This window comes from Dyella sedimenti (assembly GCF_022760995.1).
Classification (GTDB): Bacteria; Pseudomonadota; Gammaproteobacteria; order Xanthomonadales; family Rhodanobacteraceae; genus Dyella; species Dyella sedimenti.
Genome location: NZ_JAKWJO010000009.1, coordinates 170025 through 194217, shown reverse-complemented (window position 1 = coordinate 194217; position 24193 = coordinate 170025). Strand labels below are relative to the sequence as shown.

At 68.6% G+C, this 24193-nt stretch carries 20 protein-coding genes; 8 read left to right on the top strand and 12 right to left on the bottom strand.

Annotated features, from left to right (window positions below):
- The first annotated feature begins 161 nt into the window (after nucleotides 1-161).
- Nucleotides 162-437 (top strand): cation efflux transmembrane domain-containing protein, encoded by a 276-nt coding sequence (locus tag MJ605_RS17290; protein ID WP_425601026.1) that lies wholly within the window; start codon nucleotides 162-164, stop codon nucleotides 435-437.
- A gap of 1 nt (nucleotide 438) precedes the next feature.
- Here the strand turns inward: MJ605_RS17290 and dmeF are convergent, their stop codons facing one another.
- Nucleotides 439-1389 (bottom strand): CDF family Co(II)/Ni(II) efflux transporter DmeF, encoded by a 951-nt coding sequence (gene dmeF / locus MJ605_RS17285; RefSeq protein ID WP_243042773.1) that lies wholly within the window; start codon nucleotides 1387-1389, stop codon nucleotides 439-441.
- Nucleotides 1390-1439: 50 nt separating this feature from the next.
- Between dmeF and MJ605_RS17280 the strand changes: the two genes are divergently transcribed.
- From MJ605_RS17280 to MJ605_RS17270, 3 genes are all read left to right on the top strand, one after another.
- Nucleotides 1440-1697: a metal/formaldehyde-sensitive transcriptional repressor gene (locus MJ605_RS17280; RefSeq protein WP_243042771.1), complete on the top strand. Its 258-nt coding sequence runs from the start codon at nucleotides 1440-1442 to the stop codon at nucleotides 1695-1697.
- 110 nt (nucleotides 1698-1807) lie between these two features.
- Nucleotides 1808-2728: a LysR family transcriptional regulator gene (locus tag MJ605_RS17275; protein WP_243042766.1), complete on the top strand. Its 921-nt coding sequence runs from the start codon at nucleotides 1808-1810 to the stop codon at nucleotides 2726-2728.
- A gap of 141 nt (nucleotides 2729-2869) precedes the next feature.
- Nucleotides 2870-4027: an NAD-dependent formate dehydrogenase gene (locus tag MJ605_RS17270; RefSeq protein ID WP_243042764.1), complete on the top strand. Its 1158-nt coding sequence runs from the start codon at nucleotides 2870-2872 to the stop codon at nucleotides 4025-4027.
- Nucleotides 4028-4093: 66 nt separating this feature from the next.
- On the opposite strand, the gene MJ605_RS17265 is transcribed toward MJ605_RS17270, so the two are convergent.
- Together MJ605_RS17265 and MJ605_RS17260 are read right to left on the bottom strand one after the other, a co-directional pair.
- The gene (locus MJ605_RS17265) at nucleotides 4094-5770 is read right to left on the bottom strand and encodes a PQQ-dependent sugar dehydrogenase (protein WP_243042761.1); all 1677 of its coding nucleotides are present in this window, start codon (nucleotides 5768-5770) and stop codon (nucleotides 4094-4096) included.
- A gap of 44 nt (nucleotides 5771-5814) precedes the next feature.
- Nucleotides 5815-6858 (bottom strand): aldo/keto reductase, encoded by a 1044-nt coding sequence (locus MJ605_RS17260; protein ID WP_243042759.1) that lies wholly within the window; start codon nucleotides 6856-6858, stop codon nucleotides 5815-5817.
- A 114-nt stretch (nucleotides 6859-6972) separates the two neighbouring features.
- Between MJ605_RS17260 and MJ605_RS17255 the strand changes: the two genes are divergently transcribed.
- Entirely contained in the window at nucleotides 6973-7875 is a 903-nt protein-coding gene (locus tag MJ605_RS17255; RefSeq protein ID WP_243042757.1) for a LysR family transcriptional regulator, read from the top strand.
- Between the two features lie 25 nt (nucleotides 7876-7900).
- Here the strand turns inward: MJ605_RS17255 and MJ605_RS17250 are convergent, their stop codons facing one another.
- The gene (locus MJ605_RS17250) at nucleotides 7901-8896 is read right to left on the bottom strand and encodes an oxidoreductase (RefSeq protein WP_243042755.1); all 996 of its coding nucleotides are present in this window, start codon (nucleotides 8894-8896) and stop codon (nucleotides 7901-7903) included.
- 75 nt (nucleotides 8897-8971) lie between these two features.
- On the opposite strand from MJ605_RS17250, the gene MJ605_RS17245 reads away from it, so the two are divergent.
- On the top strand, nucleotides 8972-9928 hold the full coding sequence (locus MJ605_RS17245) for an AraC family transcriptional regulator (protein ID WP_243042753.1): 957 nt from the start codon (nucleotides 8972-8974) through the stop codon (nucleotides 9926-9928).
- Nucleotides 9929-10197: 269 nt separating this feature from the next.
- Here MJ605_RS17245 and MJ605_RS17240 read toward each other — a convergent pair whose 3' ends face one another.
- The 8 genes from MJ605_RS17240 to MJ605_RS17205 all read right to left on the bottom strand — a co-directional run bounded on the left by MJ605_RS17240 (nucleotide 10198) and on the right by MJ605_RS17205 (nucleotide 21486).
- Nucleotides 10198-11565 carry a glutamate--cysteine ligase gene (locus tag MJ605_RS17240; RefSeq protein ID WP_243042752.1) on the bottom strand — a complete coding sequence of 456 codons (1368 nt, stop codon included), beginning with the start codon at nucleotides 11563-11565 and terminating at the stop codon, nucleotides 10198-10200.
- An 81-nt stretch (nucleotides 11566-11646) separates the two neighbouring features.
- Nucleotides 11647-13023, bottom strand: a complete 1377-nt coding sequence (locus MJ605_RS17235; protein WP_243042750.1) for a sensor histidine kinase — start codon at nucleotides 13021-13023, stop codon at nucleotides 11647-11649.
- A complete protein-coding gene (locus tag MJ605_RS17230) occupies nucleotides 13016-13681 on the bottom strand; it encodes a response regulator (RefSeq protein WP_243042748.1) in 666 nt (221 codons plus the stop codon). The genes MJ605_RS17235 and MJ605_RS17230 overlap by 8 nt, the downstream gene beginning before the upstream one ends.
- A gap of 175 nt (nucleotides 13682-13856) precedes the next feature.
- A complete protein-coding gene (locus MJ605_RS17225; RefSeq protein WP_243042746.1) occupies nucleotides 13857-16925 on the bottom strand; it encodes a TonB-dependent receptor in 3069 nt (1022 codons plus the stop codon).
- Between the two features lie 560 nt (nucleotides 16926-17485).
- Nucleotides 17486-18409: a Grx4 family monothiol glutaredoxin gene (gene grxD, locus MJ605_RS17220; RefSeq protein ID WP_243042744.1), complete on the bottom strand. Its 924-nt coding sequence runs from the start codon at nucleotides 18407-18409 to the stop codon at nucleotides 17486-17488.
- Between the two features lie 167 nt (nucleotides 18410-18576).
- Nucleotides 18577-19434: a UDP-2,3-diacylglucosamine diphosphatase gene (locus MJ605_RS17215; RefSeq protein WP_243042742.1), complete on the bottom strand. Its 858-nt coding sequence runs from the start codon at nucleotides 19432-19434 to the stop codon at nucleotides 18577-18579.
- Nucleotides 19435-19638: 204 nt separating this feature from the next.
- On the bottom strand, nucleotides 19639-20232 hold the full coding sequence (locus tag MJ605_RS17210; RefSeq protein WP_243042740.1) for a GDSL-type esterase/lipase family protein: 594 nt from the start codon (nucleotides 20230-20232) through the stop codon (nucleotides 19639-19641).
- A 9-nt stretch (nucleotides 20233-20241) separates the two neighbouring features.
- Nucleotides 20242-21486, bottom strand: a complete 1245-nt coding sequence (locus MJ605_RS17205) for an aminotransferase class I/II-fold pyridoxal phosphate-dependent enzyme (protein WP_243042739.1) — start codon at nucleotides 21484-21486, stop codon at nucleotides 20242-20244.
- Between the two features lie 139 nt (nucleotides 21487-21625).
- Here MJ605_RS17205 and rsgA point away from each other — a divergent pair, with 139 nt between their 5' ends.
- Both rsgA and MJ605_RS17195 read left to right on the top strand, forming a co-directional pair.
- The gene (rsgA, locus tag MJ605_RS17200; RefSeq protein ID WP_243042737.1) at nucleotides 21626-22678 is read left to right on the top strand and encodes a ribosome small subunit-dependent GTPase A; all 1053 of its coding nucleotides are present in this window, start codon (nucleotides 21626-21628) and stop codon (nucleotides 22676-22678) included.
- A gap of 133 nt (nucleotides 22679-22811) precedes the next feature.
- On the top strand, nucleotides 22812-24086 hold the full coding sequence (locus tag MJ605_RS17195) for a peptidase MATCAP family protein (protein ID WP_243042735.1): 1275 nt from the start codon (nucleotides 22812-22814) through the stop codon (nucleotides 24084-24086).
- Nucleotides 24087-24193: the final 107 nt, after the last annotated feature.

Here is a 24193-nt window from a genome sequence, read left to right as displayed (position 1 = left end):
GGACTGGCGCGGCAAGGAGCCGAGCATCGAGCCGATGCTGCTCAACCGTGGCCTGAAGGAAGCACCGCAGAAGAAGTGAGGCTTCCCGTCTCGCTGCATGAAAGGGCCGGCGCATGCCGGCCCTTTCTTTTGGGGGCGGGGCTTGCCAGGGGGGCGTGGGATTGGCGGCGCTGCTGAACCTCGACGCGAACCTGGTTTGCCTGAGGCTGCTCACGCCCTACCAGGACGGCGACGTGAACCTGGCTTCCGCCTGGGAATGCTCGCGCAACGACGTCTGCGCGGGCATCGCGGTGCTGGCTGCGGCGCTGCTGGCCTGGTTGTTCGGCGCAGGCTGGCCGGACTTGCTGGTCGCGCTGGCGCTGCTGGTGGTGTTCCTGCGCTCTTCCGCCCGGGTATTCAAGGCCTCCGCGCAGGCGCTGCGGACGGCCCAGGCGTGAGTCAGCCTTGCAATGAGGCCTGGTCACCCAGGCGGGTTACTTCCACGGTGACGTGGACCAGTTCCTCGTGGACGGCCAGATGGCTCCTCACGGCCTCCGGCGAGATCGCATCCGGCGTGGCCAGCGCGAGAATGCAGGCATAGCCGCCCCGGCCCACGCGCCAGACATGGAGGTCGGTGATGCGGGCATCGGGCAGGCAATCGCGTACGACGTCGCGCACCTCCTGCACCACGGGCGCATCCATCTCGGCATCGAGCAGGATGCGTCCCGATTCACGCAGCAAGCCGATAGCCCAGCGCGCGACGAGCAGGGCACCGACGATGCCCATGACCGGGTCAAGCCAGGAGGCGCCCAGGTACTTGCCGCCCAGCAGCGCCGCGATGGCCAGCACCGAGGTCGCCGCGTCGGCGATCACGTGGACATAGGCGGAACGCAGGTTGACGTCATGGTGGGCATGGCCGTGTCCATGCCCATGATCGTGGCCGTGGCCGTGCGAATGCCCGTCGCGCAGCAGCCAGGCGCAGGCGACATTGACGGCCAACCCGAGCACGCCGATCAGGATCGCCTCGTCGTAGTGGATCGGCCCGGGCGAGAGAAGGCGCTCCGCCGACTGGAACAGCATCAGCGCCGCCACCATGGCCAGCAGCACGGCGCTGCCGAAGCCGCCGAGGATCTCGATCTTCCAGGTGCCGAAAGCAAAGCGTGGATCGCCGGCATAGCGCCGGGCCAGCACATAGGCCAGCAGCGACATGCCCATGGCCACGGCGTGCGAGCTCATGTGCCAGCCATCGGCCAGCAGCGCCATCGAATTGAGCGCATAGCCGCCCGCGATCTCGATCACCATCATCGCGGCGGTGATGAGCACCACCACGCGCGTGCGGCGCTCGCCCTGGCGGTTGCCGTCATGGAAAACGTGACTGTGCGTGTAGGCGGCGAGGTTGCTGGCGGACATGGGCAGGCTTGATTCTATATACTACCCCCCAGTATAAGGAGGATGCAGGCATGTCGCACGTCGTCCACGACAAGAAGCTATTGGCGCGCGTGCGCCGGATCGGTGGCCAGGTCGCCTCGCTGGAGCGCGCGCTGGGCGGCGAGCCGGAATGCGGCGCGGTGCTCCAGCAGCTGGCGGCTGTCCGCGGCGCCGTCAATGGCCTCATCCTCGAAGTGCTGGAAGGCCACCTGCGTTCGCATGTCGGCCTCGAAGGCAGCGAGGAGGAACTGGCGCCGGTGCTCGCGGTGCTGCGCAGCTACCTGAAGTGACGTTGCCGAAACCACCGGTGTCCATGCGGCATGGCACACTGTCGCGTCTCCAGCGTGCTCGCGCCCGGTAGGCGAGGCACACGAAAGCACGCCGGCCCACGGAGGTTGCCTTGTTCGTCCGCCAACTCGCCTATCTCGTTGCGTTGTCGCAGTACCGGCATTTCGCCCAGGCGGCGGAGAGTTGCCAGGTGACGCAGCCGGCACTGTCGGCCGGCCTGCGGCAGTTGGAGAAGGAACTGGGCATCACCATCATCCGGCGCGACCGGCGCTTTATCGGCTTTACGCCGGAAGGCGAGCGCGTATTGCTGTGGGCGCGCCAGACGCTGGCGTCGCTGGATGGACTGCGGCAAGAAGCGGAGTTTTCCCGTTCGGTGGCCGGCGGGCATCTCGCCGTGGGCACGGTGCCCTCGGGCCTGCAGGCGTCGATGCTGCTGACGGTGGCCTACCGCCACGTCGTTCCCGAAATACGCCTGGGGCTGCACTCGCTGAGCACGCGCCAGATATTGCAGCGCATGAAGCGGCAGGAGCTTCACCTGGGCGTCACCTATCTCGACCAGGTGCCGCAGCAGATCTTCGAGGTGCAGCCGCTGTATGCCGAACGCTACGTGCTGGTCGCCAGCGAGCATCCCGGGCGCAAGCTCAAGCCTCGCCTGAGCTGGGGCGAGGCGGCGCGCCTGCCGCTGTGCCTGTTCAACCACGAGATGCACAACCGCGCGATCATCGACGAGGCCTTCCGGCAGGCAGGCGTGGCGCCCCGGGTGATCGTCGATACCAACACCATCAGCGTGCTGTATGCGCTGGTGCGCAGCGGGGAGATGTGCAGCGTGATGCCGGTCAGCGCGTTGCCCGACTACTTCCTGGGACGCGAGATCACCCTGCATGCCATCGAGCCGGCGCAGTCGGCCATCGTGGGCATGCTGCGACTGCGGCAAAAGATGGCCCCGCCCCTGCTCGAGGAAGCATGGCAGTTGGCCTCGCGGCTGGACTTGCAGGGGCAACTGGACGCCCCGCTCGCGGGCATGCTCGATTGAGCGGCGCAGCAAAAGGGGCGCGACATAAGCGCCGCTTATCAGAACGTTAGTGCCGTGGTTTGGCGCAGGGGCCGGGCCTGACCACACTCCGCCACCGCGCACGGCCAATCCCGGTCGTGCCGATGCGTTCGGAGAATGATCATGGCAAAAGTGCTTTGCGTTCTTTATCCCGATCCGGTCACGGGCTATCCGCCCAGGTACGCGCGCGACGATATCCCCGCCATCGCCGGATACCCGAACGGGCAGACCGCGCCCACGCCGAAGGACCTGGGCTTCAAGCCGGGCGAGCTGGTGGGCTGCGTGTCCGGCGAGCTGGGGCTGCGCAGCTACCTTGAGAGCCTGGGTCATGAGCTGGTCGTCACCTCCGACAAGGATGGCGCCGACTCCGTGTTCGACCGCCACCTGCCTGACGCCGAGGTGGTGATCTCGCAGCCGTTCTGGCCGGCCTACCTCACCGCCGAGCGCATCGCCAAGGCCAAGAAGCTCAAGCTGGCCATCACCGCGGGCATCGGCTCGGACCACGTGGACCTCAAGGCTGCCGCCGAGCACAAGGTCACCGTGGCCGAAGTCACCTTCTCCAACTCCATCAGCGTGGCCGAGCACGTGGTGATGATGGTGCTCTCGCTGGTGCGCAACTACCTGCCGTCGCACCAGTACGCCGTGAACGGCGGCTGGAACATCGCCGACTGCGTCAGCCGCAGCTACGACCTGGAGGGCATGCATTTCGGCACCATCGCCGCCGGCCGCATCGGCCTGGCCGTGCTGCGACGCCTGAAGCCGTTCGACGTGCACCTGCACTACACCGACCTGCATCGCCTGCCCGCCGACGTGGAGAAGGAACTCAACGTCACCTACCATGCCGATGCCGAGTCGATGATCAAGCAGGTCGACGTGCTCAACCTGCAGATGCCGCTGTACCCATCCACCGAGCATTACATCGACGAGAAGAAGCTCAAGCTGATGAAGCGCGGCGCCTACCTGATCAACACCGCGCGCGGCAAGCTGGTGGACCGGGACGCCATCGTGCGCGCGCTGGAATCGGGCCAACTGGCCGGCTATGCGGGCGACGTTTGGTACCCGCAGCCGGCGCCGGTGGATCATCCCTGGCGCCGCATGCCGAACGAAGGCATGACGCCGCACATCTCCGGCTCGTCGCTCTCCGCGCAGGCCCGCTACGCGGCGGGTACGCTGGAAATCCTGCAGAACTTCTACGGCAAGCAGCCGATCCGGCCGGAATACCTCATCGTCGACGGCGGCAACCTCGCCGGCGCCGGTGCGCATTCCTACAAGCTCAGCTGACCGGCCGGGCACCCTGGCCGGAAACGGCCGGGGCGCCCTTTTTTGCCAGGGCCGGCCGGCGTGCCGCTACGGCTTGCCGTAGCTCACCCGCCAGATGACGTTGCCGCCGTCGTCGCTCACCAGCAGCGAACCGTCGCCGGCGGTGGTGACACCGACCGGGCGGCCCCATGCCTGGCCGCTGGGCAGCACGAAGCCGGTGAGGAAGTCCTGGTATTCGCCGCTGGCGCGTGCGGTGCCGTGGCGCGGCAGGCGGATCACCTCATAGCCCACGCGTACCGAACGGTTCCAGGAGCCGTGTTCCGACGCGAAGATGTCGCCGCGATATTCCTCGGGGAACTGGCTGCCGGTATAGAAGGTGAGCTGCAGCGAGGCGTTGTGGGGATTGAGCAGCACGTCGGGCACGATGGCCTTGTCGCGCAGCTCCGGGTGCTTGCCGGCATGGCGCGGGTCCTGGTGCGGGCCGAGGTACCACCACGGCCAGCCGTAGAAGCCGCCCTCCTGCACGTGGGTGATGTAGTCGGGCACCAGGTTGTCGCCCAGGCCGTCGCGCTCGTTGACCGAGCACCACAGTGTGCCGTCCTTCGGATCGACGGCCAGGCCGACCGGGTTGCGGATGCCGGAGGCATAGACCTTCATGTCCGAGCCGTCCGGACGGAATACCAGGATGTTGGCGCGATACTTTTCGCCGGGCGTGGTATCCGGGTCGTCCACGTTGGAAGCGGAACCCACCGACACGTACATGCGCTTGCCGTCGGGCGAGAACGCGACGTCGCGCGTGGAGTGCCCGCGGTCGCCGTGCGGCAGGTCGGCGATGTGCTCGGGCGCTCCGCTGGCCTGCAGGTCGCCGTCCCGGTAGGGGAAGCGCAGCACCGCATCGGTGTCGCCCACGTAGACCCACTGCGGATGTTCGGCCGGATAGAAGGCGATGCCGAAGGGCTGGTGCAGGCCCGTGGCGAATACGTGGGTTTCCTTCGGATGCCCGTCTGCGGTGATGCCGCGGAACACGGTGATGCGCCCGGCGCGCGTCTCGGCCACGAATACATCGCCGTTGGGCGCCGTGCGTAGCAGGCGGGGATTCTCCAGGCCGGTGGCGAACAGTTCCACCTTGAAGCCTGGTGGTGCCTTGGGCCACGCACCGGCTGGGCGCGCCACCAGTTGCGGCGCGTTGCCCGCTGATGACGTGGCATATGGCTGGGGCAGGTCGGCCACGGTGATCTTGCGGACGGTGCCCGGCGCTTCGTAGCGGAAGTCGGTGAATGGTGCGGTGGGTGGCGGCCAGTTGCCCGCTGTCGTCGAGGCGACTGCGGTCGGTGCATTGCTCTTGCTGGCGGAGGCGCTGTCCAGCGATTGCAGGTAGCTCACCAGTTCCCAGCGCTCCTGTTCGGGCAGGCTGTTCCAGGCGGGCATGCCGTTGTTGACGTCGCCCTTGCCGATGAACCAGAACAGCGCGCCTGCCGAAGCCTGCTTCACCCGCGCACTGGCCAGCGGCGGCACGTTGCCGTTGCCCTGCGCGGACGCGCCATGGCAGCTCGCGCAATGCGCCGCGAACAATGCCTTGCCGGCATCGGCGGCGCCGGCGTAGGGATTGCGTGCCTGGTCGACGGACGCTGGCGCGTCGTGGAAGCGCGCCAGATCCTGTTGGGCGAATGCAGGGAAGGAAAGCCCCGCAGCGGCGAGCGCGCAAAGCGCGGCCCGGGAGCTGAAGGGAAAGCGTCGGATCAAGGCATGCGAGCGGCGAGTCATGATGGCGTTCCCTTCGGCGGTCGGTAGTGGCGGGGAGTGGGATGTCAGCCCGGTGGCAGGGCTGGCCCGCTGCCGGCGCCGGTACGTTCGATGGTGTCGGCGATGAAGCCTAGTTCATCGCGGGTGAGTTCCAGCGTAGCGGCGGCGAGCCAGCCATCGACCTGCGCGGGGCTGCGCGCGCCGACGATGGCGCCGGTCACGCCCGGCCATGCCAGCGTCCACGCGACCGCTACCGCCGCTGCGCTGGTGCCGCGGCGTTCGGCCAGCACGCGGAAGGCGTCGGCCAGTTTCAGGTTGGCGGCCAGCTTGTCGCCGGTGAATTCCGCGTTGCGCGAGCGCCAGTCGTCCTTCGGCAGCGCCTTGGCGCGTTCCGCGCTGAACGCACCGCTGAGCAGGCCGGCCTGCATCGGGCTGTAGACGATGACGCCGGTGTCGTGCGCATGGCACCACGGCAGTTCCGCGACGGCGGTGTTGCGGCGGATGGCCGAGAACGGCGGCTGCAGCGTGTCGACGTGGCCCAGCGCCTCGGCGTCCGCAAGCTGCGCCGCGTTGTGGTTGGAGAGGCCGACCGCGCGGACCTTGCCCTCCTGCTTGAGGTCCAGCAGGGTCTGCCAGTACACCTCCAGCGGCGTGCCGTCCTCGGCGGGCCAATGCATCTGGTAGAGATCGATGCGCTCGACGCCAAGCCGGCGCAGCGAATCCTCCACTTCGTGCCGGAGGCTGGCTGGCGCGCCGACCTGGCGCGGCGCCGCGTGTCGGTCGCGTTCGTTCCAGACCAGCCCGCACTTGGTGAACACGTAGGGGCGCTGGTCCTGCGGCAAGCCGGCCAGGGCACGGCGCACGACCTCCTCGGAATGGCCGAGGCCGTAGATCGCCGCCGTATCGATCCAGTTGATGCCGCGCTCGACTGCGTGGCGGATCGCGGCGATGGAGTCGTTGTCGTCCTGCGCGCCCCAGCTGACCGCCCAGTCGGGGCCGCCGATGGCCCACGCGCCGAAGCCGACGGGTGTGATGTGCATGTCAGTGCGGCCGAGGCGGCGCGTGGGCAAGGCGGAGGGGATCGATGCGGTGGTGGCGGGGATGGCCAAGGGGAATCTCCTTGCAGGTATCCGGGGAAAGGTAGTCAGCCGTCCTCCATCGTTCAAATTGAATATATTGATACGATTGATCTGTTTCGAAGATATTTCCTGGGAGGTGGCGACGTGGAACTCCGGCAATTGCAGCACATGGTCGCGCTCGCCGAGGAACAGCATTTCACCCGCGCGGCCAGGCGCGTGAACATCGTGCAATCGGCGCTGTCCACCTCGATCCGCCAGCTGGAGGCCGAACTGGAAGCGCCGCTGTTCGTGCGCAGCACGCGGCAGGTGCGGCTGACCGCGGCCGGCAGGGTATTCCTCGGCAAGGCGAAGGCGGCGCTGGCCGCCATCGAGGACGCGCGCGACGCGGTGGCGGCCGTGCAGGGATTGCGGCGTGGCACGCTGAGCATCGGCACCATGCAGAGCCTGCCGGCCTTCCTCGACCTGCCGGCGCTGATCGAGCAGTTCCACTCGCGCCATCCCGGCATCGAGGTGCGCCTGTCGCAGGGCGCCTCGTCGGACCTGCTGGCGCAGGTGCGCAGCGGACGCCTGGACCTGGCCTTCGTGCCGGTGTCCGAGCCGCCGGAAGACGTCGCCACCACCATGATCGCCTGCGAGGCGCTGGTGGTTGTGTGCGCGCCGGGCCATGCGCTGGCGGGGCGCGTCGACGTGCCGATGATGGCGCTGAAGGGACAGCCGTTCGTCGATTTCGAGCTCGACCGCGGCACGCGCAAGCTGATCGACCGCGGTTTCATGGAAGCGGGCATCGAGCGGCATATCGCCTTCGAGGTCAGCGACCTGGAAACATTGCTGGAACTGGTGCGGCGTGGCCTGGGCATCGCGCTGTTGCCCGAGGCCGTCGCCCGCGCGCGCCAGCCGGCCTTGGGCATCGCCGAGCTGGCCGAGCCGGAGATGTGCTGGGAACTGGTGGTGGCCCACGCCGCCGGCGTCTCGGATGCGCTGCCTGTCGACAAGGCGACGCAGGCCTTCCTGGCGCTGCTGGACGACACCCGCGCCATGGCGGCATGACGTGGCGCGCGGTCGTCGTTCTCGCCTAGGCGAAGGGGAACGCGACGCCCGTCAATTGCTCACTCAGCGTCCACAGCCGTTCGGCCGCGGCCGGATCGACCGCCCAGGGACGCACGCCGGCGGAAAGGCTGGCGCTGCCCGGCGCCGTCTGTTCGGCATCCTCGGCCAGCACGGCGATATCGCAGTCCTCGCAATAGACGCCGCCGAACCCGTCGAGCTGCGGGCTGGTCGCCGCCCACACACTGGTGGCGGCGCCCTGTTCGGGGTTTTTCATGCCGCGCGCGAGATCGGCGATGGGACGGCCCTGCTCATCGAGCGCACCGATCTTCTGCAGTTCCTCGGTGCTCATGTGACGGGCCAGGTCGGTCGCGATGCGTCCGGGATGCACCGAGAAGGCGCGCACGCCATGCGCCTTGCCACGCGCATCCAGGTCCACCGCGAACAGCGCATTGGCGGTCTTGGACTGGCCGTAGGCGATCCAGCGGTCGTAGTCGCGCCGCTCGAAATTCGGATCGTCGAAGTCCACCGGCGCATAGCGATGGCCCAGCGAGGAGAGCGCGACCACGCGCGCGCCGCCGGCTCGCCGCAACGCCGGCCACAGGCGCGCGGCCAGCTGGAAATGGCCGAGATGGTTGGTGGCGAACTGCATCTCGTAGCCGCGCGCGTCGCGGGCGAGCGGGCAGGCCATCACGCCGGCGCTGTTGATGAGCAGGTGCAGCGGCGCGCTGGAAGCCAGGAACCTCTCGGCGAAGGCGTCGATGGAAGCCGGATCGGCCAAGTCCATCGCCGCGATCTCGACGTCCATGCCGGCCAGGGTCGCCTCCGCCTTGGCGGTGTCGCGCGCCGGCACCACCACGCGCGCGCCCTTGGCGCGCAGCGCGCGGGTGGTTTCGGTGCCGATGCCCGAGTAGCCGCCGGTGACGATGGCCGTCTTGCCGGACAGGTCGATGCCGGCAAGCACCTCCATCGCGGTGGAGGCGGCGCCGAAGCCGGAATGGATAGGGGTCTGCAATGGGGACATGGGGAAGCTCCTGTGGAATGCGACCTAGCCTAGGGAGCCGTTGGCGGACGATGAATACTTGAAAGTCCGCCATGCATGCGCAATCGTTCGGGCATGCTCGACGATCCTCTTTCCGACGTGTTGAAGCTGGCGGACGTGCAATCGGTGATGTCCGGCGGTTTCCTGGCGGCGGGACGCTGGTCGATCCGTTTCCCGCTGCCCGACAAGATCAAGTTCTTCGCCGCCGTGCGCGGCAGCTGCTGGCTGCAACGGGATGGCGGCGACGATCCGGTCCGTTTCGAAGCAGGCGATGTGGTGCTGCTCACGAGCGGCGCCGGCTTCGTGCTGGCCAGCGACCTCACGCTGGCGCCGATGGAAGCGAAGGCGCTGTTCGCCCAGCGCACCGAGGCCATCGTCAACGTCGGCGTGCCCGGTGGCGACGACGAGGTGCTGCAGATCGGCGGCCACGTGCGCCTGCATCCGGCCTATGGCGCGTTGCTGTCCGACGTGCTGCCGCCCTTTATCCACGTGCGCGGCAACGCGCCGGAGGCTCGCGCACTGCGCTGGATCCTGGATCAACTGGTGCAGGAGCGCGCGGGCCTGCCCGGTGCCGGGATGGCCACCACGCAGCTGGCGCTGCTGCTGTTCATCCAGGTCCTGCGTGCCCATCTCGCCACCGGCGGCGCCTTGCCGGCGAGCTGGCTGCGGGCGGCCACCGATCCGCACATCGGCCCGGCGCTGCGCCTGATGCACGGCGAACCGGGCCGCGCCTGGCGGCTCGAACAGCTTGCCCGCGCCACGGCCATGTCGCGCACCCGCTTCGCCGAGCAGTTCAAGGCGGTGGCGGGCGAGGCGCCGCTGGCCTACCTGGCCCGCTGGCGCATGCGCCTGGCCGAACACGCGCTGCGCCAGGGCGATACGCCGGTCGCCGTGCTGGCGCACCGGCTGGGTTATGCCTCCGAAAGCGCATTCAGCCACGCCTTCAAACGCATCGTCGGGTTGTCGCCGAAGCGCTACGGTGACAGCGTGCGCTTGGATCGCCTGGGCGGGTAGGCGCTCAGGGCCATCAGGCTCACGGTTGGATTGTAGGCGGCTAGCGTCGCGTGGCCGCGTCGTGATGGCGGGTTGCGAGGCATCGCAACATCACGAGTGGCACAAGCGGAATTCACCACCTTTGACCGGCCTCGCCATGGCTGCGCCCGCATGCAAGTTCGCCGGTGGCGAGCACAAACTACCCCTGCGACCGCGGCGGAGGGAGCCAAAGCGTGCATGCCTTGGCGCCTCCCCCTGTGGACAGGGGGAGGCTGGAAGGGGAACTGCGCTCAGTAGGCGAACTCGTGGAACACCGGATCGACGCTGCCCCGCCATGGGCCATTGAACAGCTCCAGCTTGCGCTCGGCGGGCGTCTGGTTGGCCTCGACGATCTCGATCAGCGGTTCGAGGAATACACTCTCGTCGGCGCCGTTGCGGTTGAGGCGGGCGCGGCGCTTGAGTCCGTGGGTGGCGATCTTCAGCGTCTCGTTGGCCAGCTCGCGCACGGTGTGGTGGCGGAACGGCAGCTTCAGCGCCTGGCACGGCACGCCGTCGCGCAGCGCCTGGCGCTCGGCGCGGGTGAAGTCCTTGACCAGGTCCCAGGCCGCGGCCAGCGCATCGTCGTCGTACAGCAGGCCCACCCATAGCGCGGGCAGCGCGCACAGCCGGTTCCACGGGCCGCCGTCGGCGCCGCGCATTTCCAGGTACTGCTTGAGGCGCACCTCGGGAAAGGCGGTGGTGAGGTGGTCGGCCCAATCCTTCAGGGTGGCGCGCACGCCAGGCAGGGCGGGCAGTTCGCCGGCCATGAAGCGCTTGAAGTCCTGGCCCGAGAGATCGACGTAGGTGCCGTTCTGGTAGCTGAAATACATTGGCACGCCAAGCATGTAGTCGACGTAGCGCTCGTAGCCGAAGCCGTCCTCGAACACGAAGTCCAGCATGCCGGTGCGGTCGGGATCGGTGTCCTCCCAGACGTGCGAGCGGTAGGAAAGATAGCCGTTTGGACGTCCATCGGTGAACGGCGAGTCGGCGAACAGGGCCGTGGCGATGGGCTGCAGCGCCAGGCTGGTGCGGAACTTGCGCACCATGTCCGCCTCGCTGTCGAAGTCCAGGTTCACCTGCACGGTGCAGGTGCGCGTCATCATGTCCAGGCCCAGGTTGCCGACCTTGGGCATGTACTCGCGCATGATCTTGTAGCGGCCCTTGGGCATCCATGGCATCTCCTCGCGGCGCCACTTGGGCTGGAAGCCCATGCCGAGGAAGCCGATGCCCAGGTCGTCGGCGATGGAGCGCACCTCGGCGAGGTGCGCGTTGACCTCGCTGCAGGTCTGGTGGATGGTTTCCAGCGGCGCGCCGGACAGCTCCAGCTGGCCGGCGGGTTCCAGCGTAATGGAGGCCATGTCGCGCGACAGCGCCACCGGGTTGTCCCCCTCGCGGGCGATCTCCCAGCCGTAGCGGGCGGCGAGGCGCTCCAGCAGCACGCGGATGCCGCGCTCGCCCTCGAAGGCGGGCGGGCGCAGGGTGTCGGTAAGAAAGCCGAACTTCTCGTGCTCGGTGCCGATGCGCCAGGCGTCACGCGGCTTTTCCCCGGCCGCTAGGTAATCGGTGAGCTGCTGGCGGCTGCCGATGGGCGTGCTCTTGACGGCACTGGGTATGGACACGGAGAAGCTCCTTGCAAAGGCTGCCCCCACTTTGGGGGTGCCAGGTTCAAATTCAAAGTGCCGGGCGATGACGCGGCCGTGTCAGCCGGCCGGGAAGTCGATGCGCATGCGCGTGCCCATGCCGACGCTGCCGTCGTGGATGCTCAGCCGGGCGCCGTGGACGCGGGCCACCTCGTCGACGATGGACAGGCCCAGGCCGCAGCCATCGCCCTCGCCGCCGTGGCCCCGGTAGAAGCGTTCGCGCACCCGTTCGCGCTCGCCGGGCGGGATGCCGCTGCCGCTGTCGTCCACCTCCAGGAAGGGCTGGCCTGCCTCGATGCCGCAGCGCACGGTGATGGTGCCGCCGGCGGGCGTATGGCGGATGGCATTGTCGATCAGGTTGCCCAGCAGTTCGTGCAGCAGCCAGTACACGCCGGTGACCTGCGCGGGCCGGCTGTCGGCGCCCAGGTCGATGCCGCAGGCGATCGCGCGGTCCAGCGAGGCATCGATCATCTCGCCGACGAGGTGGGGCAGCTCGATGGGCGTGAAGTGGCTGGCGCGGTGCGCGGAAGGTTCGGAGCGCGCCAGGGTGAGCAACTGGTTGGCGGTATGGGCCAGCCGGTCCACGCCGCCTTGCAGCAGGGCGATGCGTTCCTGCACTGGCGTGCCGGCGGTCTCGTGAGTGAGCACTTCCAACTGGGCCTTCAGCCCGGTCAGCGGCGTGCGCAGCTGGTGGGCGGCATTGGCCAGGAAGTGCTGCTGCGACAGCACCGAGTCGCGGACGCGGAGCAGCAGGGTATTGAGCGATTCCACCACCGGCAGCACCTCGGTGGGCACCTCGCGGGTGGACAGCGGGGCCAGCGCTTCGGGCGGACGGCCGGCGATCTGCCCGCCCAGGCGCTGCAGCGGGCGCAGCGCGATGCGGATGCCGAGCAGAGCGATGATCAGCACTGCGGCCATCTGCACGGTGTCGTTGATGAGGAAGGCGACGTCCAGGCGATGCACGGCGCGGTCACGGCGCAGCGGCGTCTCGGCCACGGTGATGATCAGCGGCGTGCCGGTTTCGCTGGTGCGGTAGCTGGCCAGCCGGTACGCCTCGTCGTGGTAGGTGATGTTGGCGTAGCTGAAGCCGTCGGCCGAGCCGCTGTCGGGCGCCAGCGGCAGGTCGGGAATGCCCGCCACGGTCTCGCCGCCGGGCCGGCTCACGCGATAGAAGAAACGCTCGCCGTTCATCGCGCGCAGCGGCATCGGCGGGTTTTGCGGCAGCGCCACCACGGGATGGCCGTCGGTGCCGGGGCGCACCCGTGCCACGATGGCCAGCGCCGAGCGCGACAGCGAATGGTCGAAGGCGCTGTGGATGGGGCTGACGATGACGTGGTGGTCCACCGCCACGCCCGCCACCAGCAGCAGGAACAGCGGCAACAGCAGGTAGCTCAGCAACCGACCGTGGACACTGACGGGACGCGTGTTCCTAGCCATCTTCGAGGCGGTAGCCGAGCCCGCGGATGCCGCGCACGGTGGCCGCGCCGCCCAGCTTGCCGCGCAGGCGCGAGACATGCACCTCGATGGCGTTGCCGGAGATGTCCTCGCTCCAGCCGGTGATGGCCTGGGTCAGCCGTTCCTTGCTCACCACCCGCCCGCTGTGGTGGGCGAGGCATTCCAGGATGGACCATTCGCGCCGGGTCAGTTCCAGCACTTCGCCGGCGGCGTTCATCGCGCGCCGGCCGGCCAGGTCGATGCGCAGGCGGCCGACCACGATCTCGTTGGCGGCGGCGGCGGTGGCGCGGCGGATCAGCGCGCGGCAGCGCGCGGCCAGCTCGGGCAGGGCGAACGGCTTGACCAGGTAGTCGTCCGCGCCGAGGTCCAGCGCGTTGATGCGGTCATCCAGCCCGTCGCGCGCGGTCACGATCAACAGGGGCAGCGGGTTGCCGCCGCGCCGCAGCCGGCGCACCAGGCTCAGGCCATCCTCGCCGGGCAGGCCGAGGTCGATGATGGCCAGGTCGTAGTGGATCTCGGCCAGGCGGGAGTTGACCGCCTCGGCATTGCCCACCGCATCGACCACGTAGCCACCGTCAACCAGTCCCCGCGTGATGGCATCGGAGACCAGGGAATCATCTTCGACCAGCAGGATACGCATAAGGCATCAGGGTGGATGGGTGCCCACATGCTAGCAGGCGGCCCGGTGGCCCGGCTAACCGGGCGTGGCCGCCTGCAGCCCAAAAAAGAAGGCCACCGGGGACCCGGTGGCCAAGTTCGGGAAGATACCCCGGCAGTCCGCCTATCGCCAGACGGCTGCCGGGACGTGTTCTCACTTACAGTGAGAAGTCGTAGCGGGCGCCCAGGCGGATGTAGCGGGGATCCTGGAACGAACGCGCGATCTTGTAGTCCGGGCTGGCCACGCCCAGCGCCGTTTCGCCGTTCTCGTACACCTGCGTGATGGCCTGCTTGCCGAGCACGTTGAAGATGTCGGCCGAGAAGGTCACCTTGTGGTTGAAGAAGGCCGGCTTCCACGCGGCGCTCAGGTCGATGTTGTAGGTCCACGGCGTGCGGCCGAAAGAGCCGCGCGGCGCGGGTTCGCCGTTGCACCAGAAGTAGTTGCCGCCGTAGCCGTACGGATCCTCCGGGCGGTAGCCCAGGCAGCTGATCGGGTAGCCCGAGGCGATGCGCGTCACCGTGGAGAAGGTCCATTCCTCGGTCGGCTGGTAGATGGCCTGCGCGCGCAGCTGGTGCTTCTGGTCGTTCGCCAGCGGACCGTTGGTGTTCTCCATGATCTGCGGGAAGTCCCAGCTCTCGGTGGTGGACACGTCGGCCTGCACGATGTCCGAATCCAGCTGGCCCTCGGAGTTGCCGTAGCTGCGCGAGAAGGTGTACTCGATCTTGCCGTACCACTTGCTGCTGAACTGGTGCTCGGCGTACAGGTCGAGCATGTAGTAGGCGCGCTTGGGCGTGGGCTCGCCGATTTCCGCGGCGGTGAGCGGCACGCTCAGGTACTGGCCCGGCGCGATCGCCAGCAGGAAGGTGTTGGCGCGGCCCGGGTTGTACAGCCAGCAGCCGGTACTGGCCGCGATGCCCGCGTCCACCTGGGCGCGCAGGCCGTGGGCGTCGCCCCACTTCTGCATCGGGCCCTCGAAGCCGGCCAGGCCGTTGTCGCAGGTATCGTCGATCAGGCTGCGCAGCTTGCGGTACATCGCCTTGGCGCCGACCAGCCAGTTGTCCGGCAGCTGCTTGTCGAAGCCCAGGATGTACTCGTCCTGGTAGTACGAGTGCAGGTCCTGCGCGGCCACGGTCTTGCCGTCCGGCGGCGTGCCGTTCTCGTTGTTGAGGTAGAACAGGCCGGAAGCCGAGGTGTTGGTGAGGCCGGTCGGCACGCCGGTGACCGGGTCGATGCCGGTGAAGGCGTAGTACTGCGACGGGTAGCTGGAAGGACCGGCGCCGCGGATCGCCACGCTGGTGGGCAGGCCCAGGTGGTAGCGGCCGGCGTTCGCATAGACCTTCAGCGAACTGTCGCCGTACACGTCCCAGGTCACGCCCAGGCGCGGGTCGAGCTGGTGGCGCGACTTGGCGTACGCCACGCCCACGCCGTTGTAGTTGGTGAACTGCTCGTTGCGCAGGCCGATGTAGGCATGCCAGCGGTCGCTGACCTGCCAGTTGTCCTCGACGAACTGCGAGGCCTGCTCGGTGCGGGCCGAGGTGCCGGTGGTGAGGCCGGTGGACTCGACGAAATAGCCGTTCGGATAGTCGGCCGGGTTGAACAGCGACGGGTCGAGGCCCAGGTTCTGCAGGCGCTGGGTGATCAGCGAGCCGTCGCCGACGTCGTGGTAGATATAGCCGGTGCCGCCCACCGGCGAGTTGCCCCAGGTGGCGCGCAGCACGTAGCGGTCCACGCCGGCCTTCAGGTCGTGGTCGCCCAGGCGGTATTCGACGTTGAGGTTCCAGCCGTTGGTGCGGTCTTCCGAACCCGGCAGCAGGATCGAACCAGTGCCCACGGTGCAGTGCGGGGCGGTCAGGCCGGCGCGCTGGTCGGAGATGGTCGGGCAGACCAGGCCGTTGCCGCCGGTGACGGTCTGCACGTGGTCCGAATTGCTCTTGCCGTACATCGCCGTCACGGTCAGGTCGTCCGTGATGTAGCCGGTGTAGTTGGCGATGTACATGTTGCCGCCCGGCGTGCCGTTGGTCTGGGTGCCGTTGTAGTTCTTGGTGTACTGGTGGCCGATGTAGCTGCCCAGGCCGGTGTCCGGGCTGTAGTTGTACAGCTGCTGGTCCTGCTGCTCGTCGTCGCCGATGGCAGTGAACTCGAGGATGTTGTTGTCGTTGATGTTCCAGTCCAGCTTGGTCAGCCAGCGGGTGGTCTTGTTGTTGATGTTGGCCTGGGTGCCGTTGAGCACCGGCAGGCCGCGCACCACGCTGTCGGTCGGGCCGTCGATGTAGCCGGCCGAGCGGATCATGTCGGCCGCGGCGAACAGGTACAGCTTGTCCTTGATCAGCGGGCCGCCGATGGAGCCGGAGTACTGCATGCCGCCGTTGTCCTGCATCGCCCACGAGTTGCCGTTCTGGTACAGCGTGCCGTCCTTGCGGTAGATGCTGCGCGGATCCTGCGCGAGGGCGCTGGGCGACCAGAAGGCCTGCACGTCGCCGACCCACTCGTTGGAGCCGCGCTTGGATACCACGTTGATCACGCCGCCGGTGGAACGGCCGTATTCGGCGCCGTAGCCGCCGATCAGCACCTGCTCCTGGTCGATGGCGTCGTACGGCAGCTGGCGCGAGCTCACGCCGGTCAGCGGGTTGGTCACCGAGAAGCCATTGATGTAGTACGCGTTCTCAGAAGCGGACGAACCGCCGAAGGACAGCGCGTTGCCGTAGCCGCGCGCCGCCGGCGTGGTGCCCGGGGCGATCAGGGCGATGGAACTGATCGAGGTGCGGTTGATCGGCAGCTTGGCCAGCTGGTCGGCGTCCAGCACGGTACGCGAGTCCACCGAGCTGACGTCGATGGCGGGCAGGGCGTTGGCCGTGACCGACACGGCGGCGAGGTTCTGCGCCGTCTTGGCGACCACGAAGCTGACCTCCGTGCCCTGGCTGATCTGCGTCTGCACGTTGTCGCGCGCATCGACCTGCTTGCCGTCCTTGAGCAGGGTCACGTGGTACACGCCGATCGGCAAGGCCGAAGCGCGGTAGCGACCGCCCGCGTCGACCTGCAGGTCGCGCTTGAGGCCGGTGCCGGTGTTTTCGATATGCACGACCGTGCCCGGTTCGGCCTGGCCGAAGATCACGCCGGTGGCGTTGCTCTGGGCCATGGCGGCACCGCCGGAGGCGCCGAGCGCCAGGCCGACCGCGAGCGCGATCGCACGCCGGCTCGGGACGTACGAACGTTGAAGTGACTGCATGACTATCCTCCCGTTAAAGCGGTCGGCGTGGCCGCCGGCCGCGAGTCCCCACAAAGCAGCGATCAAGACGCTGCAAGCGTTTTTTTGGCCAAAACAAACCCGCACCACCCCGAACCCTCGGAGGCGATGGCTAGCGTCTGGTATTGGCGTGTTGCTCCCCAGCAAAGCGGCTCATGCCCGAGGCATGACGGCGCGTCGCAATTTCGACATTACGTGATCCTGCGAGGCGCATACAACGGCGATGGCGGGGTTTGCGTGGTGGCGCAAGAAAACGCCGCAATAATCGACTGGCTATCGCCGGATGGTTTTCTAATTCCTAGGACAAATTCCTAGGACATGACGTCGAACGGCGATAGCTGCCCGAAGCCCTTGGGCGACGTGTCGCAGAGGTATCGCATGTTCTTGCGGTCGTGCGCAGGGAGGAGCTGCAAGATTGGTTGCAAATTCGCCAGAAAGATGAACGCCAATTAAATTTAACTAAAGCATTACACGCACGAACTGAAATAAAAACGCCCGCGGATGCGGGCGTTTTGTGAACTGTCTCGAAAACAGAGCGTTGTTCAGTAGCGGGGCACCGAGGGGTCGATCTCACGCGCCCAGGCATCCATGCCTCCTTCGACGCTGTAGACCTTGCCGAAGCCATGCGCGGCGAAGCGCTCGGTCACGCCGCGGCTGGAGATGCCGTGGTGGCAGATGAAGGCGATCGGCGTGTCCTTGGGCAAGGCGGCCAGGGCCTCGTAGCCCTCCTCATCCAGGATACGGGCCTGCGGCAGCGGGGCCGCCAGGGCGCGGCCGTCGGCCGGGCGCACATCGACCAGGGTGATGTCGCCGGCGGCCAGGCGGGCCTGCAGCTCCTGCACGGTCATCGAGCCGATCTCCTGGGCGCCGGGGAACTTCAGGCTCAAGCCCTCGCCCTGCACGGTGGATACCCAGTCGATCACGATGCCCTTGGCGCGCTGGGCGCTGCCCGGGTCGAAGTGCACCTCGATGCCGTTGGCGGTGACCACGATGTCATGGTCGCCGGCCGGCGCCAGCTGGAAGCCGGCGCTGTGGTCCGGGCCGATCTCCAGGTGCAGGGCCAGGCCCTGCGCGTTGGCGGTGCCCTGGCGGATCGCCTCGGCGGCCTTGTCGGTGATGGTGATTTCCGGCGGCGTGCGGTCCGGCGGGGTCGCGCCGAACAGCTGGTGCAGCTCGCCGCTGGCATACATCTGGCGAATGATGTCGGCGCCGCCCACCAGCTCGCCCTCCACGTACAGCTGCGGGATGGTCGGCCAGTCGCCGTAGGCCTTGATGCCCTCGCGGATCTCCGGGTCCTCCAGCACGTTGACCGTGTGGTATTCGGGCAGCAGCTCGTTGAGCGTATTGGTGGCGGCGGCCGAGAAGCCGCACATCGGCTGGTGGCGGGTGCCCTTCATGAACAGCACCACGCGGTGGTTCTGCAGCAGGGACTGGATTCGTTCGCGGGTGGCGCTGTCGAGGGACATGGGACGGGGACTCCGGCAAAGAGGGCGGATTGTACCCCCTGCCATATGCCGGCGGTTTGGAGGGAAGCAAGGGGTAGGGACGGGTAGCGAGGGCGCTAGGTCCGACCACCAAGGGCGACCTTGCATGGTGCGACGGGCGTGTGGACTTGCGCCCTCGCTACTCGCCCCTACGCCGCCGGCCGCAGCTCGCCCAGGTCCAGCCGGCTGCGGGTCAGGGGCGCCAGCGCGAGGGCGGCGGCGGGGGAGGGCAGCACCAGTTCCCGGCTGGCGCGGCCCAGCGGGGCGTACTGCTCGCTCCAGTGGATCAGTTCCATGGCGCCGGTATGGTCTTCCACCAGCACCGTGCAGTGCTCCACCCAGTCGCCGTCGTTGAGGTAGAGCACGCCGTCCATCTCGCGTACGTGGCCGAAATGGATGTGGCCGCAGATATGGCCATCGAAGCCGCGCTCGCGCGCATCGCCGGCCACGCGTTCCTCGTAGGCGCGGATGTAGGCCAGCGCCTGGCCGATGTGCGACTTCACGATGATCGACAGCGGCAGGTAGGGCAGTTCCAGCCGGCGACGCATCGCGTGGAGCCGGCGGTTGGTCCAGCAGATGAAGCGATGCATCACCTCCCCCAGGTGCACCATCCATGTGCGCCCGACCTGCTCCGGATCGAATTCGTCGCCGTGGCTGACGCGGTAGCGGCGCCCGTCCGCGCCCTCGTGCACCGCGTCCAAGGCGATCTTCACCCCGCCGAAGCTTTGCCCGGCCAGCCCGCGCACCGGCGCGTCATGGTTGCCGGGGATATAGACGACCTCGACGCCGCGGTTGGCCATGTCCAGCAGCTCGGCGACCACCGCGCCGTGGTCCGGATGCCACCAGGTACGGCGTGCCAGCGCCTCCATGTCGATGATGTCGCCGACCAGGTACAGCTTTTCGCAGCGCAGCTTGCGCAGGAAGTCGAGCAGATAGCCGGCCTTGCAGTCGGGCGTGCCCAAGTGCACGTCGGAGATGAAGGCGCTGCGGCAGTGGAAGGTCGCCATGGCAGTCTCTCCCGGTGGTTACCGGGAGGCCAGGATGCCGTGTCCACGTCACCGTGCGATGGCGGAATGGTTGCAGAAGCATTGCGAGCGCTTCCTTGCGATATCTATAGACCTTGTGGGAGCGCACCCTGTGCGCGACTGCCGGAGATTTCATGCGGAGCAGCGGCAGTCGCGCACAGGATGCGCTCCCACAGGCAAGCGTGATCAGCCCAGGATGTTTCGCGCGACCGGCAACGCCGCCTCCGCCCACAGCGCGTACTGCGCCGCCGAGGGATGCAGCCCGTCGTCGGCCAGCAGTCCGGCATGCCGGCGCGAAAGCCCCGTGACGTCGACCCAGTGCGCGCCGGCGGCCTTCACGGCATCGGCGGCGATGGCGTTATAGACGTCCAGTTCGAGGGCGATGCGCGCCGCGTCGCGCCCGCCGGCATGGGCGAACGGGGTGACGCCCCAGTCGGGGATCGACAGCACCAGCACGCGCCCGGCGCGGCCGCCGGCCAGTTCGACGGCGCGGCCGAGCAGGGTCCGGAACTCGGCGCGGTAATCCTCCGCGCCGCGTCCGCGGTACTGGTTGTTCACGCCGATCAGCAGGCTGACCAGGGGATAGGGCGGCATGAGGCCGGCCACGTCCATCGCCGCCGCCAGCTCGTCGGTGGTCCAGCCGGTGGTGGCGACGATGTGCGGATCGTCCAGGTCCAGCCCTTCCTGGCGCAGCCGGCGGGCCAGTTGCACCGGCCAGCGCCCGGCCTCGGGCACGCCCTCGCCGATCGTGTACGAATCGCCCAGCGCGAGATAGCGCACGCGCCGCCTTCAGGCCACGGCGGCGGTGCGCGGCGCCTGGGCGGCGGCCATGCGGGTCAGCACGCGCTCGATGCGCACGAACACCTCGCGGATCTGCTCGGGCGGCGGCAGCAGGGTCAGGCGCAGGTGGCGGCTGTGCGGCACGTTGAAGCTGCTGCCCGGCACCACCAGCACCGATTCCTCTTCCAGCAGGCGCAGGGCGAAGGCGTTGTCGTCGAACTCGGCCAGGCGGTCGGCGCGCACGCGCGGGAAGGCGTACAGCGCGCCGGCCGGCGCGACGAGGTCGAGGAACTGGCTGGCGGCCACGCCTTCCAGCACGGCGCGGCGCGCCTCGTGCAGGCGCCCGCCGGGCGCGGTCAGCGCCTGGATGGTGGGGGCGCTCTGCAGCGCCGGGCGCACCGCCCATTGCGCGGTGACGTTGGCGCACAGGCGCAGCGCGGCCAGCAACTGCAGGGCATCGCGGTAGTCGGCGCTGCGCGCCGGATCGCCCGACAGGCTCATCCAGCCCACGCGGTAGCCGCAGGCGCGATGCACCTTGCTCAGGCCGCCGAAGCTCACGCAAGGCAGGTCGCCGGCCACCTCGGCCAGCGGCTGGAACGGCGTGCCGTCGTAGAGGATCTCGTCGTAGATCTCGTCGCAGAACAGCAGCAGGCGATGCTTGGCCGCGATGGCGACGATGCGCTCCAGCAACGCGCGCGGGTACACCGCGCCGGTCGGATTGTTGGGATTGATCAGCACCAGGGCCCGGGTGCGCGGGGTCACCAGCGACTCGATCTCGGCCGGATCGGGCAGGTGGCCGTGCTCGGCCAGGCAGCGGTAGTAGCGGGGCTTGCCGTCGTTGAGGATGGTGGCCGCGCTCCACAGCGGATAGTCCGGGCTGGGCAGCAGCACCTCGTCGCCCGGCTGCAGCAGGGCGCGCAGGCTCAGGTCGATCAGTTCGCTGACGCCGTTGCCGACGAAGATGCGCTCGACCTCCACCCCGCGCGCGCCGCGCTGGCGCTGCTGGGCGGCGATGGCCTCGCGGGCCTCTTCCAGGCCCTGTTCGTGGCCATAGGCCTCGCTGTCGTGCAGGTGGCGGGCGATGGCCTCGCGCAGGTGCGCCGGGGTCTGGAAGCCATAGCGGCCCGGGTTGCCGATATTGAGCTTGATGATGGGAAGGCCGGCTGCCTCCAGCTCGCGCGATCGCCGGGTGAGTGCGCCACGGATTTCATAGCGCACGTCCGCCAGGTGCGCACTGGGTTTGATCGAGGCCAACGCGAGCGTCCTTCGTTTTTCTGTTGTTGCGGCGCACGAACGCCGGGCTTTTCCGCATCCTAGCAGCGTCCCGGCGCCCGGTGGGAGTCGGAAACGGCCTCGTATCGGGCTTTTCGCGGGCAAGGCATAATCGACGGCCATGAATGCCCAGATCATCGAGCGACTGCGCCGGATCGGTTGGCGCGGCGACGCCCTGCCGGCTGGCGGCCTGCAGCTGGCCCGGGTGGTGGCCCAGCATCGTGCCGGCTACGAGCTGCACGATGGCGAGCACCTGTTCGGGGCTCAGCCGGCCGGCCATTTCCTCAAGCGCGGCCTGGACCCGGCCGAGCGCCCGGCGGTGGGCGATTTCGTGGAAGTGGAGCCGGGCAAGCCGCCGCATATCGCGAAGGTGCAGCCGCGCCGCACGGTGCTGTCGCGGGCGGCGGCGGGGGAGCGCTACGAGCGCCAGATCATCGCCACCAATATCGATTACGTGCTGGTGCTGACCGGCCTGGACGGCGACTTCAATCCCGCCCGCATCGAGCGCTATCTCTCGCTCACCGAGGGCTCCGGCGCCCAGCCGGTGGTGCTGCTGAGCAAGCTCGACACCCGTGGCGATGCCGGCGAACTGCTGGCCGCCTTGCGCCGGCGCCTGCCCGAGGGCACCCCGGTCCATGCCATCAACGGCAAGGACCCGGCCAGCGTGGTGGTGCTGCTGCCCTACCTGCAGCCGGGCGACAGCGCCGTGCTGGTCGGTTCGTCCGGCGCGGGCAAGTCCACCCTCACCAATACGCTGCTGGGTACGGAGAAGATGGCCACCGGAGCCGTGCGCGACCACGACAGCCGCGGCCGCCACACCACCACGCACCGCGCCCTGCTGCAGTTGCCCAGCGGCGGCTGCCTGATCGATACGCCAGGCATGCGCGAGCTCAAGCTCACTGGGGAGGAGAACCTCGACCTGTTCGCCGACATCGAGGCGCAGGCCGAGCAATGCCGTTTCGCCGACTGCGGCCACGGCAGCGAGCCCGGCTGCGCCGTGCAGGCCGCACTGGACAGTGGCGAGCTGTCGGCGGAGCGCTGGCGCAATTACCTGAAGCTGCGCGACGAGCGCGAGGAACAGGCCTCCACCCTGGAGGCGCGGCTGCGCCGGCAGCGCGGCGGACGCCCGATCGCGCGGCCCCATGGGCATCGGGGCACGCGGGACCGCGAATAGGCCTGCGCCGCGCAGAAGGCACTACTATCGGGGCGTCATGGCCCACGGGAGCAGGCATGCAGCGACTTTCGTCGCGTTCGATCTTCGACCACCGGACATGCCGTGCGGCCAGGCCGATGCGGCGGAGCCAGGCATGAGCGCGAACGACGCCAGCGCATCGCCCGCGCTGCAGCGCTACGCCGAGCTGGACCGGCGCCTGCTGGCGGCGGTGAAGGGCATCCGCATCCTGCCCACGGTGGCCTGGCCCGCCTCGCTGGAGGGCCGCATGATCGCGGCCTATGCCCAGGGGCGCTATTCGTTGCCGGAAGTGAGCTATCCGCGACCGGATTTCGCGGCGGAACGCGCGGAGCTGGCGGCGATCGAGCGCGAGGCCGGCTACGACGATCCGCTGGGCGAGTACCTCTGCCGCACCGCCGAATCCTGGCGCATCGCGGCGGAGATGCTGGAGGCGGTGGGCACCGGCGGCGTCACCGCGCCCTCCATCGTGCTGTACGGGCGGCCGGGCGACGCCATCCCCGGCAGCGACCGCAGCAACGTCGACGCGGCGCGTTACTTCGTGGAGCTGTCCGACGAACTGGGCTCGGACCTGCTGGCCGACGACGTCGACGTGAGCATCTCCGCCGACGACCTGCGCGCCGACCTGGCCAAGTCGCTCGACGCCTTCTTCGGCGAGCCGCTGATCTCAGTGGAGGTGGACCCCGAGCTGACCGCCAAGGCCGCGGCGGGCGCCACGCGCATTCGCCTGCGCGGCGGCACCCGCTTCAGCGAATACGATCGCCACCAACTGCTGGCGCACGAGGCGCTGGTGCATTCGCTGACCGCGCTCAACGGCCGGGCGCAGCCGCTGCTGGCCTCGCTGGGGCGCACCTCGCCGCGCGTCACCGCCACCCAGGAGGGATTGGCGGTGTTCGCCGAACTGATCTCCGGCGCCATCGACATCGCCCGCCTGAAGCGCATCAGCCTGCGCATTCTTGCGATCGACATGGCGCTCAACGGCGCGGATTTCGTCGAGGTCTACCAATTCTTCAGCAACTGCGGGCAAAGCCCGGCGGACAGCTTCCATTCGGCGCAGCGCGTGTTCCGCGGCGTGCCGCTGACCGGCGGCGCGGCCTTCGCCAAGGACAACGTCTACCTGTCCGGCCTGCTCACCGTGCACACTTTCTTCCGTTGGGCCCTGCGGCAGCGGCGCATGGACATGCTGCGGCATATGTTCGCGGGCAAGCTGGCGCTGCATGACGTCATCAGCCTGCAGCCGCATTTCGAGTCCGGCGTGATCGCGCCGCCGCGCTGGTTGCCGCCGTGGATGCAGCACGTGCACGGCCTGGCCGGTAAGCTGGCGTTCTCGCTGTTCGTCAATCGCATCCACATGGGCAAGGTGCAGGCGGAGGCGCTGTCGCTCAGCCTGTGACGGCCGCCGCCGGGGACGGTGCCTCACGTCGCCGCCACGCCGTCATGCTGCGATGCGTCGTCGGGGAAAGGGGAGGCAGGTGTTAAGATTCGGCCATGCCGCTGGCC

Excerpts from the sequence above, each read along its gene's own strand:
- MJ605_RS17215 (WP_243042742.1), bottom strand. The coding sequence starts at position 19,434 with ATGGCGACCTTCCACTGCCGCAGCGCCTTCATCTCCGACGTGCACTTG.
- MJ605_RS17280 (WP_243042771.1), top strand. The coding sequence starts at position 1,440 with ATGTCGCACGTCGTCCACGACAAGAAGCTATTGGCGCGCGTGCGCCGG.
- grxD (WP_243042744.1), bottom strand. The coding sequence starts at position 18,409 with ATGTCCCTCGACAGCGCCACCCGCGAACGAATCCAGTCCCTGCTGCAG.
- MJ605_RS17270 (WP_243042764.1), top strand. The coding sequence starts at position 2,870 with ATGGCAAAAGTGCTTTGCGTTCTTTATCCCGATCCGGTCACGGGCTAT.
- rsgA (WP_243042737.1), top strand. The coding sequence starts at position 21,626 with ATGAATGCCCAGATCATCGAGCGACTGCGCCGGATCGGTTGGCGCGGC.
- MJ605_RS17250 (WP_243042755.1), bottom strand. The coding sequence starts at position 8,896 with ATGTCCCCATTGCAGACCCCTATCCATTCCGGCTTCGGCGCCGCCTCC.
- MJ605_RS17195 (WP_243042735.1), top strand. The coding sequence starts at position 22,812 with ATGAGCGCGAACGACGCCAGCGCATCGCCCGCGCTGCAGCGCTACGCC.
- MJ605_RS17225 (WP_243042746.1), bottom strand. The coding sequence starts at position 16,925 with ATGCAGTCACTTCAACGTTCGTACGTCCCGAGCCGGCGTGCGATCGCG.
- MJ605_RS17230 (WP_243042748.1), bottom strand. The coding sequence starts at position 13,681 with ATGCGTATCCTGCTGGTCGAAGATGATTCCCTGGTCTCCGATGCCATC.
- MJ605_RS17245 (WP_243042753.1), top strand. The coding sequence starts at position 8,972 with ATGCGCAATCGTTCGGGCATGCTCGACGATCCTCTTTCCGACGTGTTG.
- MJ605_RS17265 (WP_243042761.1), bottom strand. The coding sequence starts at position 5,770 with ATGACTCGCCGCTCGCATGCCTTGATCCGACGCTTTCCCTTCAGCTCC.
- MJ605_RS17235 (WP_243042750.1), bottom strand. The coding sequence starts at position 13,023 with ATGGCTAGGAACACGCGTCCCGTCAGTGTCCACGGTCGGTTGCTGAGC.
- dmeF (WP_243042773.1), bottom strand. The coding sequence starts at position 1,389 with ATGTCCGCCAGCAACCTCGCCGCCTACACGCACAGTCACGTTTTCCAT.